At 69.9% G+C, this 18150-nt stretch carries 18 protein-coding genes; 9 read left to right on the plus strand and 9 right to left on the minus strand.

The genetic code is table 11. The annotated features are described in order from the left end of the window. Positions 1-7 precede the first annotated feature (7 nt). On the plus strand, positions 8-799 hold the full coding sequence (locus H0W40_RS14585; protein WP_292447491.1) for an exodeoxyribonuclease III: 792 nt from the start codon (positions 8-10) through the stop codon (positions 797-799). A gap of 86 nt (positions 800-885) precedes the next feature. Then, positions 886-2169 (plus strand): amidase, encoded by a 1284-nt coding sequence (locus H0W40_RS14590; RefSeq protein ID WP_292447450.1) that lies wholly within the window; start codon positions 886-888, stop codon positions 2167-2169. 316 nt (positions 2170-2485) lie between these two features. Here the strand turns inward: H0W40_RS14590 and H0W40_RS14595 are convergent, their stop codons facing one another. The 4 genes from H0W40_RS14595 to H0W40_RS14610 form a co-directional block, all read right to left on the minus strand. After that, on the minus strand, positions 2486-3157 hold the full coding sequence (locus H0W40_RS14595) for a carboxylesterase (protein ID WP_292447452.1): 672 nt from the start codon (positions 3155-3157) through the stop codon (positions 2486-2488). A 193-nt stretch (positions 3158-3350) separates the two neighbouring features. Further along, entirely contained in the window at positions 3351-4253 is a 903-nt protein-coding gene (locus H0W40_RS14600) for a transglutaminase family protein (RefSeq protein ID WP_292447454.1), read from the minus strand. 13 nt (positions 4254-4266) lie between these two features. Next, positions 4267-5247 carry a M48 family metallopeptidase gene (locus H0W40_RS14605; RefSeq protein ID WP_292447456.1) on the minus strand — a complete coding sequence of 327 codons (981 nt, stop codon included), beginning with the start codon at positions 5245-5247 and terminating at the stop codon, positions 4267-4269. An 11-nt stretch (positions 5248-5258) separates the two neighbouring features. Then, positions 5259-6773, minus strand: coding sequence for an MFS transporter (locus tag H0W40_RS14610; RefSeq protein ID WP_292447458.1), 1515 nt, complete (start codon positions 6771-6773; stop codon positions 5259-5261). A 132-nt stretch (positions 6774-6905) separates the two neighbouring features. Here H0W40_RS14610 and gstA point away from each other — a divergent pair, with 132 nt between their 5' ends. Beyond that, the gene (gene gstA / locus H0W40_RS14615) at positions 6906-7514 is read left to right on the plus strand and encodes a glutathione transferase GstA (protein WP_292447461.1); all 609 of its coding nucleotides are present in this window, start codon (positions 6906-6908) and stop codon (positions 7512-7514) included. A gap of 26 nt (positions 7515-7540) precedes the next feature. Next, positions 7541-8257 carry an SDR family NAD(P)-dependent oxidoreductase gene (locus H0W40_RS14620; protein ID WP_292447462.1) on the plus strand — a complete coding sequence of 239 codons (717 nt, stop codon included), beginning with the start codon at positions 7541-7543 and terminating at the stop codon, positions 8255-8257. A gap of 88 nt (positions 8258-8345) precedes the next feature. Here the strand turns inward: H0W40_RS14620 and H0W40_RS14625 are convergent, their stop codons facing one another. The 3 genes from H0W40_RS14625 to H0W40_RS14635 all read right to left on the minus strand — a co-directional run bounded on the left by H0W40_RS14625 (position 8346) and on the right by H0W40_RS14635 (position 10044). After that, the gene (locus H0W40_RS14625; protein WP_292447465.1) at positions 8346-8990 is read right to left on the minus strand and encodes a DNA-3-methyladenine glycosylase I; all 645 of its coding nucleotides are present in this window, start codon (positions 8988-8990) and stop codon (positions 8346-8348) included. Positions 8991-9059: 69 nt separating this feature from the next. Further along, positions 9060-9437 carry a hypothetical protein gene (locus tag H0W40_RS14630; RefSeq protein WP_292447467.1) on the minus strand — a complete coding sequence of 126 codons (378 nt, stop codon included), beginning with the start codon at positions 9435-9437 and terminating at the stop codon, positions 9060-9062. Between the two features lie 28 nt (positions 9438-9465). Continuing rightward, positions 9466-10044 (minus strand): NnrU family protein, encoded by a 579-nt coding sequence (locus H0W40_RS14635; RefSeq protein ID WP_292447470.1) that lies wholly within the window; start codon positions 10042-10044, stop codon positions 9466-9468. 257 nt (positions 10045-10301) lie between these two features. Between H0W40_RS14635 and H0W40_RS14640 the strand changes: the two genes are divergently transcribed. After that, positions 10302-11585: a putative DNA modification/repair radical SAM protein gene (locus H0W40_RS14640; protein WP_292447473.1), complete on the plus strand. Its 1284-nt coding sequence runs from the start codon at positions 10302-10304 to the stop codon at positions 11583-11585. 66 nt (positions 11586-11651) lie between these two features. Next, positions 11652-13634: a UdgX family uracil-DNA binding protein gene (locus H0W40_RS14645; protein ID WP_292447475.1), complete on the plus strand. Its 1983-nt coding sequence runs from the start codon at positions 11652-11654 to the stop codon at positions 13632-13634. A 33-nt stretch (positions 13635-13667) separates the two neighbouring features. Here H0W40_RS14645 and H0W40_RS14650 read toward each other — a convergent pair whose 3' ends face one another. After that, positions 13668-14405 (minus strand): sigma-70 family RNA polymerase sigma factor, encoded by a 738-nt coding sequence (locus H0W40_RS14650; RefSeq protein ID WP_292447478.1) that lies wholly within the window; start codon positions 14403-14405, stop codon positions 13668-13670. A gap of 318 nt (positions 14406-14723) precedes the next feature. After that, positions 14724-15194 (minus strand): SET domain-containing protein-lysine N-methyltransferase, encoded by a 471-nt coding sequence (locus H0W40_RS14655; protein ID WP_292447480.1) that lies wholly within the window; start codon positions 15192-15194, stop codon positions 14724-14726. Positions 15195-15441: 247 nt separating this feature from the next. Between H0W40_RS14655 and H0W40_RS14660 the strand changes: the two genes are divergently transcribed. From H0W40_RS14660 to clsB, 3 genes are all read left to right on the plus strand, one after another. Then, positions 15442-15786 (plus strand): hypothetical protein, encoded by a 345-nt coding sequence (locus tag H0W40_RS14660; RefSeq protein ID WP_292447482.1) that lies wholly within the window; start codon positions 15442-15444, stop codon positions 15784-15786. Positions 15787-16083: 297 nt separating this feature from the next. After that, positions 16084-16851 carry an endonuclease/exonuclease/phosphatase family protein gene (locus tag H0W40_RS14665; RefSeq protein WP_292447484.1) on the plus strand — a complete coding sequence of 256 codons (768 nt, stop codon included), beginning with the start codon at positions 16084-16086 and terminating at the stop codon, positions 16849-16851. Beyond that, positions 16848-18150, plus strand: a 1303-nt coding sequence (clsB, locus tag H0W40_RS14670; RefSeq protein WP_292447487.1) for a cardiolipin synthase ClsB, incomplete at its 3' end; no start/stop codon positions are given. The genes H0W40_RS14665 and clsB, both read left to right, overlap by 4 nt.

The following is an 18150-nucleotide window of genomic DNA, read 5'->3' on the forward strand; positions in this document are numbered from 1 at the left end:
GTGCGCCGTGTTGCGTGTGGTTTCGCTCAACCTCAACGGCATTCGCTCGGCCGCGAACAAGGGCTGGGTCGAGTGGGCCGAACAGGCGGAAATCGATTGTATGGGCGTGCAGGAGCTCAAGGCCCAGGCGGGCGACATGGGCGAGCGCTTCGACACGGTGGCCGGCCTGGACGGGCGTTTTCACTGCGCCGAGAAGAAGGGCTACTCCGGCGTCGGCCTGTACGCGCGCAAGGCGCCGAGCGAGGTGCGCATCGGCTTCGACGGCGGCGAGTTCGATGCCGAAGGCCGCTATGTGGAGGCGCGCTTCGACACGCCGCAGCGCAAGCTTTCCCTCATTAGCTGCTACTTCCCGAGCGGCTCCAGCTCCGAGGAACGCCAGCAGGCGAAGTTCCGATTCCTTGCGGTGTTCTATCCGCACTTGCAAAGGCTCAAGGCCGAGCGCCAATTCATCCTCATCGGTGACGTGAACATCGCGCACCGCGAGATCGACTTGAAGAACTGGAAGAGCAATCAGAAGAACAGCGGCTTTCTGCCGGAGGAGCGCGCCTGGATCACGCGCGTGATCGACGAGCTGGGCCTGGTCGATGTGCACCGCACGCTGCGCCCCGACGACACCGGCGAGGCCTACACCTGGTGGAGCAACCGCGGCCAAGCCAGGGCCAAGAACGTCGGCTGGCGCCTCGACTATCAACTGGCCACCCCAGCACTGGCGCAGGCAGCGCGCACCGTGTCGGTTTACAAGACCCAGCGGTTCTCGGACCATGCACCGCTGATCATCGACTACGACCTCGAACTCTGAAACGGAGCCGCCTTGCGCACGCCCAGCCTCAGCCTTGTCCTGCTTCTCATCGATGGCTTGATCTTCGCACCCAAGGCACTTGCCGCATGAAGACCCACCGGCTCAACGAACTGCCGGCTTGGCAGGCCGCAGCGCTGCTGCAGCGGCGCGAGCTGCGAGCGGAAGACCTGCTGCGGGCCTGCCTGGAGCGCATCGAGGCTCGCGAACCCGACGTGCAAGCGTTCGCCGTTCTCGATGCCGACGCCGCGTTGGCCGAGGCGCGCTCGCTCGATGCCGGCGCATTGCGCGGCCCGCTGCACGGCCTGCCGCTGGGCGTGAAAGACCTGTTCGACACGGCCGACCTGCCGACCGCCTACGGCACCCCGATCTACGCCGGCCACCGCCCCGCCGCCGATGCCGCCGCCGTGGCGCTGTGCCGCGAGGCCGGCGCCGTGCTGCTCGGCAAGACGGTGAGCACCGAACTGGCGACGATGCAGCCCGGACCGACGCGCAACCCGCACGATCTGGCGCACACGCCGGGCGGCTCGTCGAGCGGCTCGGTCGCGGCAGTGGCCGACTTCATGCTGCCGCTCGCGCTCGGCACACAGACGGCCGGCTCGATCATTCGCCCCGCCGCTTATTGCGGCGTGGTCGGCTACAAGCCCAGCCTGGGCCGCGTGCCGCGCGCCGGCATCAAGCTGCAGTCGGAATCCTGTGACACGGCCGGCGGCTTCGGGCGCAGCGTGCGCGATGTCGCCCTGCTCGGCGCGGCGCTGCTCGGCGATCCGCGCCTGAACGATGCTCGGGCGTCGGAGGCGCCGCGAATGGGTCTGGCGCCGACGCCCCAGTGGCCGCAGGCCGACGCCGACACGCAGCGCGTGTGGGCCGAAGCCGTGCGCGCCATGGCCCCACTGGCAGCGGACTGCCGCGACGCGGCGCTGCCCGAAGGCTTCGAGGCGCTGGTGGCGCTGCAAAAGGCCGTCATGTGCTTCGAGGCGGCGCGCTCATTGACGCATGAGCGCGTGCTCCACCGCGAGCGCCTCAGTCCGGCGCTGCGCACCATGCTTGACGAAGGGCTGGCGATCGACGGCGTGCGCCATGCGGGCCACCTTCGAAGCGTGGCGCAGTGGCGCCTGCGCATCGATGCACTGTTCGAGCGTCACGACGTGCTGCTCACGCCGAGCACCATCGGCACGGCCCCGTTGTTCGAGTCCACCGGCGACCCGGTGTTCTGCCGCGCCTGGTCGCTGCTTGGTCTGCCGTGCATTCACCTGCCCTTCGGCCGCGGCGCCAACGGTTTGCCCGTGGGCCTGCAGTTGATCGGCCGCCAAGGCGACGATCACCGGCTGCTCGCCGCAGCGCAGTGGGTGCACGAGCGACTGGGGGGCTGATACGAAATTGCGTTCATACGCATCGAATTGAAGCCGTCGGAGAGGCGTAGCGGGCTTCGGTTCGTGTTCGGAATGCCGACTGTGCAAGCTCAGCGCGCGAGCGCTGCGCCGGGTCGCTGTGTTGCGTTCATGTCCCCCGGGCTGGGCTCACGCCCAGCCCTCCTCCTTGACTTCACTCCACACAGCAACCCGTCACAGCGCTCCTGCCACCACCGTAGATGCTCGGTTCTGCAGTCGCCCGACGCCCTCGGCAGCTGCGCTGCAGCACCAGCATTGATGCGTTTGAATGCGGCTTGGTATGAAGGGCGGCGCGCGCTCAGTTCAACACACGCAACAGCCAGCGGTTGAGGTCGGCGACCTCCTGCGGGCAGACCGAGTGCGGCATTGCGTACTCGTGCCATTCGACCGGATAGCCCAGCGCGAGCAAGGCGTCGCGCGATGCCGCGCCGCGCGCCAGCGGAATCACCGGGTCGCTGCGGCCGTGGGCCAGGAAGATCGGCAGGTCGTGCGTCGCCGGGTTGCGCTCGGCGGCGGTCTTGGCGGCCAGCGGCAGGTAGCCGGACAGCCCCGCCAGCCCGGCCAGACGCTCGCCGTGGCGCAAGCCGGCCAGCAGGGTCATGGCGCAGCCCTGCGAAAAGCCCGCCAGAACGATGCGCGACGCCGGAATGCCGCGCGCGCATTCGCCCGCGATCAGCGCCTCGATGGCGGCCAGCGAAGTGCGCAGGCCGGGTTCGTCCTCGAGCCGGTCGAGTTCGGTGCCGAGCAGGTCGTACCACGCGCGCATGGCGTAGCCGCCGTTGATCGTCACCGGGCGCACCGGCGCGTGGGGAAACACGAAGCGCACAGGGCCCACGGCGTCGAGCTGCAGTTGCTCGCAGATCGGCACGAAGTCGTTGCCGTCGGCGCCCAGGCCGTGCAGCACGATCACGCTGGCGCGCGGGTCCGGCGCGGTTTCGATTTCGATGGTTTCGAGCGGCGAATGCGGCATGGCAGTCAGGCAGATGAACAAGCGGGTGGGACGAACATGCCGCGTCGCCCGGTAGCCGGAACTGCGCGGCGCATGCGGAGGATTGTCATCGCCGTGGTCGCGGCCGGGTCGGTCACGCCAGAGCGGGCTCGCGCTCGTTGCCTCGCTCGGACCTCACAACAGGGATGTGCGATGCGTGGAAAGCGCGCCAACGCTAGCCGAAGCCGGCCCGACGCCGCACCCGCACCTCGGCGGTCATGCCGAGGTAAGCGCCGGCCGGGCCGAACCAGCTGCCGGAGATCGGCGCGGCGTGCGAGGGGTCGCGCGCGACGCCCACGCGGATGAGCTGGTGGTCCCCGTACAGGTTGTTGGTGGGATCGAACGGCACCCACCCCGCGCCCGGCAGGTAGGCCTGCAGCCAGGCATGGGTCGCACCGGCGCCGGTGACGGTATCTCCCGAGGCGGCGCCCTCGTCGTCGAGCGAGGGGTCGTACAGGTAGCCCGAAACGAAGCGGGTCGCCACGCCGAGGCGGCGCGCCGCTTCCATCATGAGCAGCGCGAAGTCGCGGCAGCTGCCGCTTTGCAGGGCCAGCGTCTGCAGCGGCGTTTGCGTGCCTTCCTCGTCGCGCGACAGGTAGGCCAGCGTGCTGCGGATGTGCTGGTTCATCTGCATGAGCACGTCGCGCGTGCCGGTGGGGCCGTCGGTGCGGATGAACTGGCGCGCCCAGGCGGTCAGCAGCCCCTTGGGGTCGTCGTGGTGCGGGCGCAGGTACTGCTCGAGGTCGAAGCGGTCCTCGACCGAATAGGCGAAGGGGAAGTGTTCGGCCGAAGGCGAGAGCGGGAGTTGAAGATGGTCGCGAGGCGCATGCTCGATGGTGAAGGAGCACACGATCTTCAGCGTGTCGGCGGCGCCCCGCGGCTGCACCAGCGCGACCGAGTTCGAGTGCGGATCCTGGATCATGCGCACCTGCGCTTCGGGGCTCACGTCGAGGTCGGTTGCGAGCACGCGCAGGTCGTGGCTGTCGCGCGGGCGGAACATCACGCGGTGCTCGCCGAAGCCGACCGGCTCGCGGTAGCGGTACACCGTGGTGTGGGTGATGTCGTAGCGGATCGGCATGGTCCGGCGCGCTTCAGCGCGCCTGCTCGCGCGTGGGCGTGCGCGGCGTGGTGGCGCGGCGCTCGGTCATCGGCTCGAAGCGCTGCGCCGGCTTGGGCGCACGGGCGTACAGCGGCTGCACCTTGGGCAGATTGGACTGGATCACGCTGATGCGGCTGCTGTTGGACGGGTGGGTCGAGAGCCACTGCGGCGGTGCGCCCTGCGAGGCCCTGGCCATCTTCTCCCACAAGCGCACAGCCGCTTGCGGGTCGTAGCCCGCGCGCGCGGCGAGTTCCAGGCCCACGAGGTCGGCCTCGGTTTCGTCTTCGCGGCCGAAGCGCATGGTCAACAGTTGCGTGCCGATGTTCGCGGCGATATCGCCGATCGAGCCCAACCCCAACAGCTGGGCGCCGAGCGACAGGCCGATGCTGGTGGCGCTGCCCTTGCCGATGCGCTCGCGCGCATGCTCGCGCAGGGCGTGCGCCATTTCGTGGCCCATGATGCTGGCGACTTCGGCGTCGTCGAGCTGCAGGCGCGACAGGATGCCGCTGTAGAAGGCGATCTTGCCGCCCGGCATGCAAAAGGCGTTGATCTGCGTGGAGCCGAGCATATTGACCTCCCAGCGCCATTGGTCCGCGCGGTCGTTCCATTCGTCGGTGAAGGGAATGATGCGCTTGGAGATCGAACGCAGCCGCTGCACCTGCGGGTGCGACTCGGGCGCCAGCGCTTTCTTGCTGCTGGCCTCGGCCATCATCTGCGTGTATTGCTGGGTCGCGGCCTGCTCGACCTGTTCGGCCGAGACCAGCTTGCTGAAGCTCGATTGGCGACCCACATCGACACCCTCGCGAGCCCAGGCCGGCAACGCCGCCGTTGCGCCGGCGGCGAACAGGGCCGCGCCGAAGCGGCGCCGTTGCGGCTGCTGCGGGGTATCGGCACTTGCCGGGGACGCATTGAACGCGGCGAGCGCCGAACACAGGCCGCAGTGATACCGGGTCGGGAAAGGGGCAAGGTTCATCGCGGTCTGATTCAGGGAGTGGCTTCGCGTTCCAGCATCCGTCGTACCTGCGGCAGCAGCAGATAGGCCGGAAACGCGAGCCAGAAAGTCAGGAAGAAGTAGACCGCATAACCGAGCTCCTGCGCGCCGATGCCGCCGGCCCAGCCGGCCACCGCGCGGCTGAACGCGAAGATGCTCGACAGGATGGCGTATTCGGTGGTCGCGCGCGCCTTGCTGGTGATGCCCATCAGGAAGGCCAGGAAGGCCCCGGTGCCCAGCCCGCCGGTGAAGCTTTCCAGCGCACTGGCGGCATAGACGATCGCCTGGTGCACCGGCTCGACGCCGATCGTGGCGGCCGCCCCCGGCGTCAGCAGCGGCACCCAATGCGCCGCGCCGGCATAGCCCAGGTTGGACAGGGCCTGCCACAAGCCCAGCACCCACAGGCCGCGGTAGATGCCACGCTTGTCCACGTACCAGCCGCCGATCAGGCCGCCGGCGATCGACAGCGCCAAGCCGATGTTCACGCTGACGAAGCCGATCTGCCCTGCTGTGAAGCCCGCGTCGACCCAGAACGGCTTGACCATGAAGCCCATGGCCGCGTCGCCCAGCTTGAAGGTCAGCACGAACAGCAGCACCGCCAGCATGCCGGGGCGCAGCAGCAGCTCGACCCAGGCGCCAAACACCGGCCCGTCGCGCAGAGCCAGCGCCTGCGGGCCGCGGGCCGCGTTCACGAGCAGGCCGGCGCCCAGGAACATGAGCCCGACCGGCAGCAGCCCGCGGAACCACCATGTGCCCGCCACCTCTTGCACGGCGCCCCACTCGAAACTGCGCGCCAGCGGCCCGAGCGCCGGCCACAGAAGGCCGAGCAGGACCAGGCCGAGCGCGACGAGGAACATCGGCTGCTGCCGCAGCAGCTTCAATTCGCTGGCCACGCTGCTCGGCGGCGGGCCGGTGCGCGGTTTCTCCAGTGGCGCAAACAGCGCCATGCAGGCGTTGAACACGAAGGCGGCGGCGCCGAACGCATAGGCCGCGCTCCAGCCCAGCCAGCCGGACACCATCAGCAGCACGCCCGCCGTGAGCATGCCGGCGCGGTAAAAGCCGATGCGAAATCCGTTGGCCAGGCCGTATTCGCGCTGATCGAGCAGCTCGATCGTGTAGCCGTCGGTGGCGATGTCGTTGGTCGCCGACAGCACGGTGAACGCGCCGATGGCCAGCCAGACCCAAGGGCCGAGCGCAGTGCCGGCCAATGCGAAGGCGATCATCACGCCGGCCATGCCGACGTTGGCGGCGGCCACCCAGCGACGGTGGTGGCGCGCCCAATCGACCACCGGCGCCCACAGGAACTTGACGGTCCAGGCCAGGCCAAGCAGCGACAGCAGGCCGATGTCGGCCAGGTTCATGCCCTGCTGCCGAAAGTGAACCGGGAAGATGTCGTAGAAGACGCCGAGCGGCAGGCCTTCGCTGAAGTACAGCAGCGCGACCCAGAACAGCTTGCGACGGTAGGCCGGCACAGGAACCGGGGCGAGCGCAGCGGGCGGGGCGGTCATCGAGCCGATTCTAGGGAGGCCCTTGCTGCGGTAGGCGGCACGAAAGCACGCCACAACCCCGGCGCACGCGGGGCATCTCTGCTCGCTACAGTGCCTTGCACCGCGCTGCGCGCACCCCGACAAGGCCTTTGCATGAAGCTCTACTACGCGCCCGGCGCCTGCTCGCTGTCACCGCACATCGCCCTGCTCGAAGCCGGCCTGCCCTTCACCGCGGTGTCGGTCAACCTGAAGACCCACCATCTCGCCGACGGCGGCGACTTCCATGCCGTCAACGACAAAGGCTCCGTGCCGGTGCTCGAACTGGACGACGGCAGCCGCCTCACCGAAGGCCCGGCCATCGTGCAGTACATCGCCGATCAGGCGCCCGACAAGCAGCTCGCACCCGCCAACGGCACGATGGCCCGCTACCGGCTGCAGGAGTGGCTGAACTTCATCACCAGCGAGCTGCACAAGGGCTTCTCGCCCCTCTTCACCGCGGCGATGCCCGAAGAGGCCAAGGCGCTGCACCGCGCCAAGCTCGGCGAGCGGTTCGGGTGGGTCGATGGCCAGCTGTCCGGCAAGAGCTTCCTGACCGGCGAGACGTTCACGGTGGCCGACGGCTATCTGTTCGTCGTCGCCCGTTGGGGCAAGGGAGTCGGCGTCGATCTGGCGCCGTACAAGAACGTGGAAGCCTTCATGCAGCGCGTCGCTGCAAGGCCGGCGGTGCAGGCGGCGATGAAGGCCGAAGGCCTGCTCAAGTGAGGCGCTGAAGCATTGGTGGGCGGCCGGTGCACAGCCTGCCGAACGGCTACCGGGCGCTCGTGCTGGGCGCGAGCGGCGCGATCGGCGGTGCCTTCGTCGAGGCACTGCAAGGCGACCCGCGCTGCGCCGAAGTGCTCGGCCTGAGCCGGCGCAGCGAGCCCGCGATCGATCTGCTCGACGAGGCCAGCCTGATCGCCGCGGCCGCCAGCCTGCAGGCCCGCACACCGATCCACCTGATCGTCGTGGCCACCGGCGCGCTGCACCAGCAGGTCGACGGCCGCACGGTCGGGCCGGAGAAGCGGCTGGCCGAGCTCGACCCCGCCGTGCTGGCCCACACCATGGCGCTCAACGCCATCGGCCCGGCGCTGGTCGCCAAGCATTTTCATGCGCTGCTGCCGCTCAATGTGCGCAGCATCTTCGCGGTGCTCAGTGCGCGGGTCGGCAGCATCGGTGACAACCGCAAGGGCGGCTGGTACGGCTACCGCGCGAGCAAGGCCGCACTGAACCAGCTGTGGCGCACGGCGGCCATCGAGATCGCGAGGCGCCGGCCCGAGGCGGTGCTCGTTGCACTGCAGCCGGGCACCGTGCGCAGCGCGCTGACCGCGCCGGTGATCGGCGCCGAGGCGGCGGACGCCCTTGCTCCGGACGAAGCGGTGCAGCGCCTGCTGGCGGTGCTCGACGGAGTCGGTCCCGACGACACCGGCGGCTTCTTCGCGAACGACGGCGCGCGGGTTCCCTGGTGAGGGCGCGAGGTCAGGGGGGCGACCTTGCCGGAGTCCGAGGGCACCTCGTCGGTCGTCGCCATGCGCGCGGCTTCAGGCGCGACGCCGGTTAACGCGGCAGCGCCAGCCCGGCCCGCGCGGCAAGTGCCGCTCCGCGCACATGGCAGCCGTCGAGGTGATCGTTGACCAGCCCCATCGCCTGCATGAATGCATAAACAGTGGTGGGGCCGACGAAGCTCCAGCCGCGCCGCTTCAGATCCTTGCTCATCTCGATGGATTGCGGTGAACGGTTGATCGCACGCAGCACCTCGTGCGTGAACACGGGCGGGCGCGACGCAGGCGCCGGCTCGAAGCCCCAGGCATAGGCGGCGAGCGAGCCGAACTCGGCGCGCAACTCGAGCACGCGCCGCGCGTTGTTGATCGCCGAGACGATCTTGCCGCGATGGCGCACGATGCCGGCGTCGCCGAGCAGGCGGGCCACGTCGGCCTCGGTGTAGCGCGCCAGCCGCTCGGCGTCGAAGCCGGCGAAAGCGGCGCGGAAGGCCTCGCGCTTGTTGAGGATGGTGAGCCAGCTCAGGCCGGCCTGAAAACCTTCGAGACAGAGTTTTTCGAACAGGCGCCGGTCGTCGGTGACGGGCCGGCCCCATTCGGTGTCGTGGTAATGAATGTAGGCAGGCGTCGCGGCGCACCAGCGACACCGCAGCAGGCCATCGGCCGCGGCGAAGAGGCCGTCAGGCAAGCTGGAGGTTTGCACGAGCGGAAGCCGGCGCCAGGGGTAGGACGACCCTGCGCGTCGCACACATTGCGCCGATGGCGGGACCGTTCAGTGCAGCCACAGCGCCACCGCGATTTCGAGCGTGTCGCCGTGCCGGCTGTGGTGTTCGACCACCGTCAACCCCTTGCGCAGCGCCTGGCTCGATTCGAACCAGCCGCCGGTGCCCGGCTCGACCCGCTCCGGCGCCGGCTCGCCCTGCGCGCGAGCGGCGCAGCGCTCGCGCGCCAGGGCGGCAATCGACGGTGCGCGCGTCGCGTTGTCGTAGAAACGGTGTGCGGCTAGAACGAGCATGGCGACCTCCTGTGAATCGATGGCCGCATGGTCCGCTTGGGGCCGCCGCCACGCCATCGCTCGCAGGAAGGGATCGGCGCCCTTGCCATAGGGAGCCCGAAAGAGGGAGCCCCTTGCCGGCTCGGCGCCCGTCATGGCCGCGATCCTTGCTTGGCCCGGGCTCTCAGCCGATCGGCCGCACGCCGATCAGCGCCTCGTGTGCCCAGAAAGCGAACACCGCCCAGGCCACCGCTCCCGCCACCACGGCACCGGTCGTGCCGGCGACGGTGCCGGGCGGGTAGCTGACCGCCGAAGCGCGGTCGCGTCGGCGCGCCGCACGGAAGTTGACCACCGCCCAGACCAGGAAACTGCCGAACAGAAGCACGTCGGCCAGCGTGCCGTTGGCCAGCAGGTGCGCCAGTGCCCAGACCTTCACGCCGAGCACCATCGGGTGATGCAGGCGCGCTTTCAGGCCGTTGCGCGGCACGTAGGTGGCAGCGAGCAGCACGAAGGACACGAGCACCAGCAAAGCGGCGAGGTGCCGCGTCGCCGCCGGCGGCGTCCACAACACGACCGGCTGCTGGCGCGCCAGGCCGTAGCCCCAGACGATAAGCACGAAACCGGCGATCGACGCTACCGCGTACAGGCCCTTCCACGCGCCCTCGCCGAGGCGCAGCTGCATGCGCGTGCGCCAGTCGTCGGCGACGATGCGCACCGAGTGGACGCCGAGGAAAAGCACGAGGCCGAGAACGAGCAGGGTCATGACGCAGCTCCGGAAGCTGCGCGATTGTGGCGCCGCCGCGTGGCGTCCCAAAGCGAGAGGCATCTGCTAGCACCGCTGCCGCGCCCGCAGCCGCCTGTTGAAGCCATCAGCCATCGCACCGCGTGCCTTTGCTACGTCTGAGCGCCGCCGCGCGGAGCGCTCACTCGCGAGGCCTGCCCCCGCCGACCCGCAAAGCCGCGAAATGCGACGGGCGACGGTTCGACCTGTATATTCATCCAGCTTTCCTTCCACCCGCCATGAACCTCGACCGCAAACTGGCCATCCTCGCCGACGCCGCCAAGTACGACGCCTCGTGCGCTTCGAGCGGCGGCGAGCGGCGCGACTCGCTGGGCGGGCGCGGCATCGGCTCGACCGACGGGGGCGCGGGCATCTGCCACAGCTATGCGCCCGACGGGCGCTGCATCTCGCTGCTCAAGATCCTGCTGACCAACTTCTGCACCTACGAGTGCCTGTACTGCGTCAACCGCGCCTCCAGCAACGTGCCGCGCGCGCGTTTCTCGGTAGACGAAGTGGTGCAGCTCACGCTCGACTTCTACCGCCGCAATTGCATCGAGGGCCTGTTCCTCAGCTCCGGGATCATCCAGAGCCCCGACTACACGATGGAGCAGGTGGTCGAAGTGGCGCGGGTGCTGCGTGAGGAGCACGACTTTCGCGGCTATATCCACCTCAAGACGATTCCCGAGGCCAGCGCCGAGTTGCTGGCGCGCGCCGGCCGCTATGCCGACCGGCTGAGCATCAACGTCGAGCTGCCCTCGCAGGCCGGCCTGGACGCGTTGGCGCCCGAGAAGAACGCCGCCGCCATCCGCCGTTCGATGGCGCGGCTGCGGGTGCATATCGACGATGCGAAGGACGCGGCCAAGCCGGCGGCGCCCACGGCACAACCGGGGCTGCCGCCGCGTCGCGCCCCGGCGCCGCGCTTCGCGCCGGCAGGGCAAAGCACGCAGATGATCATCGGCGCCGATGCCAGCGATGACCGCACCCTCCTGACTGTGAGCGCCGGCCTGTACGGCGCCTACCGCCTGCGTCGCGTCTACTACTCCGCCTTCAGCCCCATCCCCGATGCGGCACGTGCCTTGCCGCTCAAGGCGCCACCGCTGGTACGCGAGCACCGGCTCTACCAAGCCGACTGGCTGATGCGCTATTACGGGTTCGAACACGATGAGATCGTGCCGGCAGGAGGCGAGCATGCCGGCATGCTCTCGCTCGACGTCGACCCCAAGCTGGCCTGGGCGCTGGCCCATCCGGAGCGTTTTCCGATCGACCTGAACCGCGCACCGCGCGAGTTGCTGCTGCGCGTGCCGGGGCTCGGCGTGAAATCGGTCGATCGGCTGCTGGCCGCGCGCCGGGTGCGCCGTCTGCGCCACGCCGATCTGGCGGCGCTGCGGCTGCCGCTGAAGAAGATCCTGCCCTTCGTGCTGCTGGCCGATCACCGCCCGCACCGCTCGCTCGACGCCGCCAGCGGTCTTACGCAGCACTTGCGGCCCGTGCCGACGCAGGGCTCGCTCTTCGCCGAGGTTTAGCGTGGCTTCATGGTCATGCGGCTTGCCGGCGGTTACCCCTTGGAAGCTGGGCGAGCGAGGCTGGGAATGACGACCGCAGCGCAACGCCGCATCGTGCTGGCCGGCGAAACCGACCTCGATGGCTTTCGGCAAGCCGCACGCGATCTGCTGAGGGACGACGTGGCGCCGGAGCGGGTGAGCTGGAGCACGCAGGACGGCGCCCGCATGTTCGACTGGAGCGAGCCGCAGGTTGAAGATTCAAGTTCGGATTCAGGTGCGGGTCCGAATTCCGGTGCGGATGCGGATGCGGGTGCGGGTGCGGGTGCGGGTGCGGGTGCGGGTGCGGGTGCGAGTGCGAGTGCGAGTGCGAGTGCGGATGCGGATGCGGATGCGGGCAACGGTGCAGGCACAGGCACAGGCGCCGATGCAAGTGCAAGCGCAAAGGCCGGTTCGGCCAGCGGCGGCGTCGCAGCCGGCCCGCTCAAGGTGCCTGCCGCCTTTGTCGAGCTGTGCCGAAGCGCCATCCTGCACCGCCACCCGCAGCGCTTCGGCTTGCTCTACCGGCTGCTGTGGCGGCTGCTGCACGAGCCCGGCCTGCGCCACGACCCGCTGGATGCCGACATGATCGCCGTGCGCGCCCTCGCTCAGGCGGTGCGCCGCGACCTGCACAAGATGAAAGCCTTCGTGCGCTTTCGCGAACTGCGCGGCGAGAGCCCGACGGCCGCGGCCGGGATGAGCGCAGGCTCGCCCGGCCCTGTCCCCGATGCGCAGGCTGCTGCCAGCCGCTCAGGGAGCGGTGCGGCGGGTGCGGCGACTCGGGCGGGCGAGGCAGGGCCCGTGGGTGCGATGCAGGCTCCGAGCGCGACGATCAGCCACATCGCCTGGTTCGAGCCCGAGCACCACATCGTCGAAGCCGTCGCGCCTTTCTTCGCAAGCCGCTTCGCCACCCTGCGCTGGGCGATCCTCACCCCCGAGCGCAGCGTGCGTTGGGACGGTGAGCGCCTCGCCTTCGGCCCCGGCGCGCGGCGCGAAGACGCACCGCCGGCCGATGCCGGCGAGCGGCTCTGGCTCACCTACTACGAGCACATCTTCAATCCGGCCCGGCTCAAGCTCGCCGCCATGCAAAAGGAGATGCCACGCCGCTACTGGCCCAACCTGCCGGAGGCGCGGCTCATCGAACCGCTGGCGGCGCGGGCGGCGGTGCGCAGCGAGGCGATGGTGGCGCGTGAGGCCGCGCTGCCGCGCCGGCGGTTGCCGCAGACGAGTGTTCAACCCCACGGCCCTGCGATGTCGGCCGATGCAGACGATGGGGCCGGTTCCGGCAAGTCGGCCGATGCGGGCGACGGAGCCGGTCCCTGCAAGTCTTCCGACGCGGGCGACGGGGCCGATACCGGCAAGGCGGCAGCAGCGGGCGATACCGACAACGCGTGCGGAGCAGGCAACGCGAGCGGCACGGCCGGTGGCGCTGCCGGTGCCGCCCGCGCGCTGGCCGCGCTGCGCACCGCGACCGACCGCTGCCGCGAATGCCCGATCGGCGAACACGCCACGCAGTCGGTGACGGGCGAAGGCCCGCCGGGCGCTCGGTTGATGCTGGTCGGCGAGCAACCCGGCGACCAGGAAGACCTGCGCGGGCGCCCCTTCGTCGGCCCGGCCGGGCACCTGCTCGACCGCGCGCTGGCCGAACTCGGCTGGCCGCGCGACGCGCTCTATGTCACCAATGCGGTCAAGCACTTCAAGTTCGAACTGCGCGGCACGCGCCGCATCCACAAGACCCCCGGGCAGCGCGAGGCTGCGGCGTGCCTGCACTGGCTGGAAAGCGAGATCGAGCAGGTGCGGCCACAGGCCTTCGTGGCGCTCGGCGCCACTGCGGCGCGCTCGCTGATGGGCCGCGCCGTCGGGGTGACCAGCGAACGCGGCCGCTGGCTGCAGCGTGAGGACGGGCGCCGCGTGCTGATCACCTTGCACCCTTCGGCGCTGCTGCGTTTGCAGGCAGGTGAGCGGCAGGCCGCGTACACGCTTTGGCTGGCCGACCTGGCGCATGCCACCGAACTGCTGCAGGGCGGCGGCTAGCACCACGTGTTTCGCGCGGCACGGTCGGCGCCGCTACCAGTCGCGCAAACGCCGCTTGAGCTTCTCGACGATGGCGGTGTGCAGTTGCGAGACACGCGCCGGGCTGATGCCCAGTGTGGCCGCGGCGTCGCGGTGTTCGAGACCGCGCTCGTAGATCATCTGCATGACGGTGCGCTCGCGTTCCTCGAGCTGGTCGAAGGCCGCATTCAGGGCTGCGCTGCGCTGGCGGCGCTGCAAGGCGCGCAGCGGGTCGGCATGCTCGTCGCCGCGCATCGGCGCTTCGTCGGCGGCGCCACGGGCCGAGGCTTCGTCGGGCGGCTCGTCGTCGAGCGGCGAATCGCCGGCCCGCTGGGCGGTCGCGCCGGCTTCGACCAGGCAGGCATGCAGCTTGGCGAGCGACCAGCCGAGTTCGCAGGCCACTTCGCTGGCGCGCGGCGCGCGCAGCAGCCGGTGCTCGAGGGCCTGCACCACGCGCTTTATCTCGCGTTGACGCCCGCGCGCATCGCGCGACAGGGTGTCTTCGGCGCGCAGTGCGTCGAGCATCGCGCCCTCGATGCGGCGCGACGCATAGGTGTCGAAGCTGGCCCCGAAGCTCGTCTCGTAGCGTTCGATCGCCTCGTTCAGGCCGATCAGGCCGGCCTGCAGCAGATCGTCCATCTCCACGTTGGCCGGCAGCCGGGCCCGCAGACGCGCGGCGATCTTGCGGACCAGGGCCGAGTAATCGCGCAGTTCGCGCTTGCGATCGGGCGGCTCGGCGGGGAAGGAGGACATAAACCTCGAATCTCGAAAAGTGGGCTGCAGCAGGGCTGCTGACGGCGGCACGCTCATCGCGAGCCGCGATTCGCCGGACACCTACTGCCTGTCACCGGGCGCCGGCCGACGCCCACCGCACTCCTGCTGGCGTTATACGTCGTACCGCACGGCGCTGCGGCGTTGGGCAGGCAGCGCAGGGTCTTGCGCACGGCCTGCGCGCGCCGTCGTTCACGCCGGCGGGCATCGCCAAAGGCGCCGCATACCGGCGCGCCCCTGAAAAACGGACGCCCTCCGATTTTTTGCCGGGTCGCCCGGGGGGCCTTCATGTGCCGAGGCTCACAAGCGTCCGGCGCAGCCGGGCGCGCCGCAGCGGCACTGCAGCCGGCCCTCGTGGTGGCTCTCGCCGTAGTTCACACCGAGTTCCTCGCCCGCGGCGATGTCGCGCAGCGCGTAGATCTCGACGCGGCCCTGTCGAACGCGCAGCGTGGCGTTCGGCGCGCACGAATGATTGACGAAGCGCAGCGCGTCGCCCGAACGCGATGCGTCGATTGCGCGACGCTCGGAAACCTCCACGATCATGATGCGTGCCTGGCCCTTCGCGCGCCGGCGCGCCTCGCGCACGCTGATCGACTCGCCGCGGATCTCACCGATCTTGCGGCGTGCCGGAATCGGCTCGGCGGCAAAGGCGCCCTGGCCGTCGATGCGGCTGGGCGCTACGTTGACGGCGAACTTCTGCGGGTCGGCCGGCACGCCGCGAACGCGCAGCGGCAAGGGCTGCTGAAGAGGCGATGGCAGGCATCCAGGCATCACCGAATTCTCGTCTGCGCCGCAGAGCCGGCGCCTCTGGCCCGCATCAGCCGAGTTCGGGTCGGCGCGCGCCGAGGCGCCGGCAACCGGTCCGGCCTCGAGACGGGTTCGTGCCGGCAGTCCGTGAAGGACTGCGCCAGCGCGGTGCGCCGTACCGCAATTGCGCGGCGATCGTGCTTCTTTTCCTTGGGTCAGCGCAGCGAATGTGCCGATATCTTTCAAACCTCACCCACCCGCTGTACCTGCCATGTCACGTCGTGCCCCTGCCTTTGCTCCTTACCCAGCGCACCAGGACATTGCGCGCCAGCACACGGTCTGGTCGGCCGACGCGCTCGAATGGGAAGAGCTGCCTTCGCTCGCCGATTCGCTGGCCCAGCGGCTCGTGATGCTCGGCGAGCGCCACAGCGCGGCGCAGCGCCCGGGCGCTCCCGGCGGCTGGGCGGCGACTTTGCCCGCCGAGCTCGAGCCGCCCCCGCCATCGGAGCCGTTCCGCGAAGTGCTCGGCGGCTTGGCGATTCGAGAAGTCAACGAGCCTGACGTGTTCCGCCATTTCTTCGGGGCAGCCCTCGAAGCCGGCCGCTCGGCGCGCTGATGCACTGAGAGTGTCCGCACTGCGCAGCAGTGCCATTGCGCCCCGGCAAACCCGTCGTATCGGGTCGTCCTTAGCCGCCCCAGGAAAGACGCCCGGGCGCCTGCGCCTGACCGCGCCCGTCACGGTGCGATAGCGAACATCCGCGACGCCTGGCGCGTGGGATTCTCGTGAGTCTTCGCCTCGCTTGGCAGCCTTGCCGCGGGGAGCAGCACCGCGCGGCCTGCACCCGTCACCCGGAAGGCGCGATGATTGCCGGTATTCCGACGCTTTTCCTGCGAATCCCTCACTGCCCCCTCGATGTCGACGACTCCGGCCTCCCCGACCCTGCGCGTCCTGACGGTGAACACCCACAAGGGCTTCAGTTTCTTGAATCGCAAGTTCATCCTGCACGAGCTGCGTGACGCGGTTCGCGCCGTCGCGGCCGACGTTGTCTTCCTGCAAGAAGTGATGGGCACGCACGAAATGCACGCCAAACGCGTGGCGGGCTGGAAGTCGGCGCCCCATTACGAGTTCCTCGCCGACACCATCTGGGGCGCGTTCGCCTACGGCCGCAACGCGATTTATCCGAACGGCGACCACCACGGCAATGCCGTGCTGTCGAAGTTTCCGATCCTGCGCTTCGAGAATCGCGACGTTTCGGTCCACGGCCCCGAGAAGCGCGGGGTGCTGCACTGCGTGCTCGACGTGCCGGGCGCGCCCAAGGAGGTGCATGCGATGTGCGTTCACCTCGGTTTGAGGGAGTCCCAGCGCAGCCACCAGCTCGACCTGATGTGCCACATGATCGACGCCGAGATTCCGACTGATGCGGCGCTGCTGATCGCCGGCGACTTCAACGACTGGCAAGTGCGAGCACACCGTGTGCTCGCCCGCTGCGCCGGCCTGGTCGAGGTGTTCCAGCAGGCCCACGGCAGCACCGCGCGCACCTTTCCGGCACGCTGGCCACTGTTGCAGCTCGACCGCATCTATGTGCGCAACGTCGCCGGGCACCGGCCGATCAAGCTGCCCGGGCGGCCGTGGTCGCACTTGTCCGACCATGCGCCGCTGGCGGCCGAGGTGACGTTATGAACTCCCGCTGGACGGACGGCAACCGCTTTCGGCTGCTCGAGAACGGCGAGGCCTTCTTTCCCGCCGTGTTCGCCGCGATCGAGGCCGCGGAGCGCGAGGTGCTGATCGAAACCTTCATCCTGTTCGAGGACAAGGTCGGCCTGGCCCTGCATGCAGCGCTGATCGCCGCCGCCCGGCGCGGCGTGCAGGTCGACCTGACCGTGGACGGCTGGGGCTCGCCCGACCTGAGCCCCGCCTTCATAGAGGCGCTCACGGCCGCCGGCGTCCACCTGCACGTGTTCGATCCCATCTGGCGGGTGCTCGGAAAGCGGCTCAACGTACTGCGGCGCATGCACCGCAAGATCGTCGTCATCGACGGCCGGCTGGCCTTCGTGGGCGGCATCAACTATTCGGCCGACCACCTGGCCGACTTCGGCCCGCTGGCCAAGCAGGACTATTCGGTCGAATGCGTCGGCCCGATCGTCGATGACATCCACGGCTTCGCCTGCACGGCGGTGGGCCGACCGGCCACCGCTCTTCCGGCCGCCCCGCGGCGCTGGTTCCGCCGCCGTGCGCCTGCTTCCACAGCGGCCTCGGCGGTGGCCGACCCCCCGGCCTCGGCGGGCAGCGCGCAGGCGCTTTTCGTCACGCGCGACAACCACCGCCACCGCACCGACATCGAGCGCCATTACCGCATCGCCATCCGCGCCGCACGGCGCGAGGTGACGATCGCCAACGCCTACTTCTTCCCCGGCTACCGGCTGCTGCGCGAACTGCGCCGCGCGGCGCGCCGCGGCGTGCGGGTTCGCCTGATCCTGCAGGGCGAGCCCGACATGCCGATCGTCAAGTTCGCCGCCGGCATGCTCTACGACAACCTCCTGCGCGCCGGCGTGAAGATCTTCGAATACTGCGACCGCCCGCTGCACGGCAAGGTGGCCTTCGCCGACGACGAGTGGGCGACGGTGGGCTCGAGCAACCTCGACCCGCTGAGCCTTTCACTCAACCTGGAAGCCAACGTCATCATCCGCGACCGCGGCTTCAACCGGGAACTGCGCGAGCGGCTCGAACACCTGATCGACAACAGCTGCAACGAAGTGATGCCCGATCCCAGCCGGGCGCGCTCGTTCGGGCGTGTCACCCTGGGCTTCTTCGTCTTCCATTTCGTGCGCCGCTTCCCCGGCTGGGCCAGCGCCCTGCCGGCGCACCGGCCGACGCTGTCCTCGCTACGGCCGCGCGCCAGGAACGACGGGCAGGACCCGCCGGGGCCGGCCGCGGCGCCCTCGCCCGCGGCCGGCCGCAACAGCGAGCAGCAGGCGGAGC

The organism is Methylibium sp., assembly GCF_013817345.1.
GTDB lineage: Bacteria > Pseudomonadota > Gammaproteobacteria > Burkholderiales > Burkholderiaceae_C > Methylibium.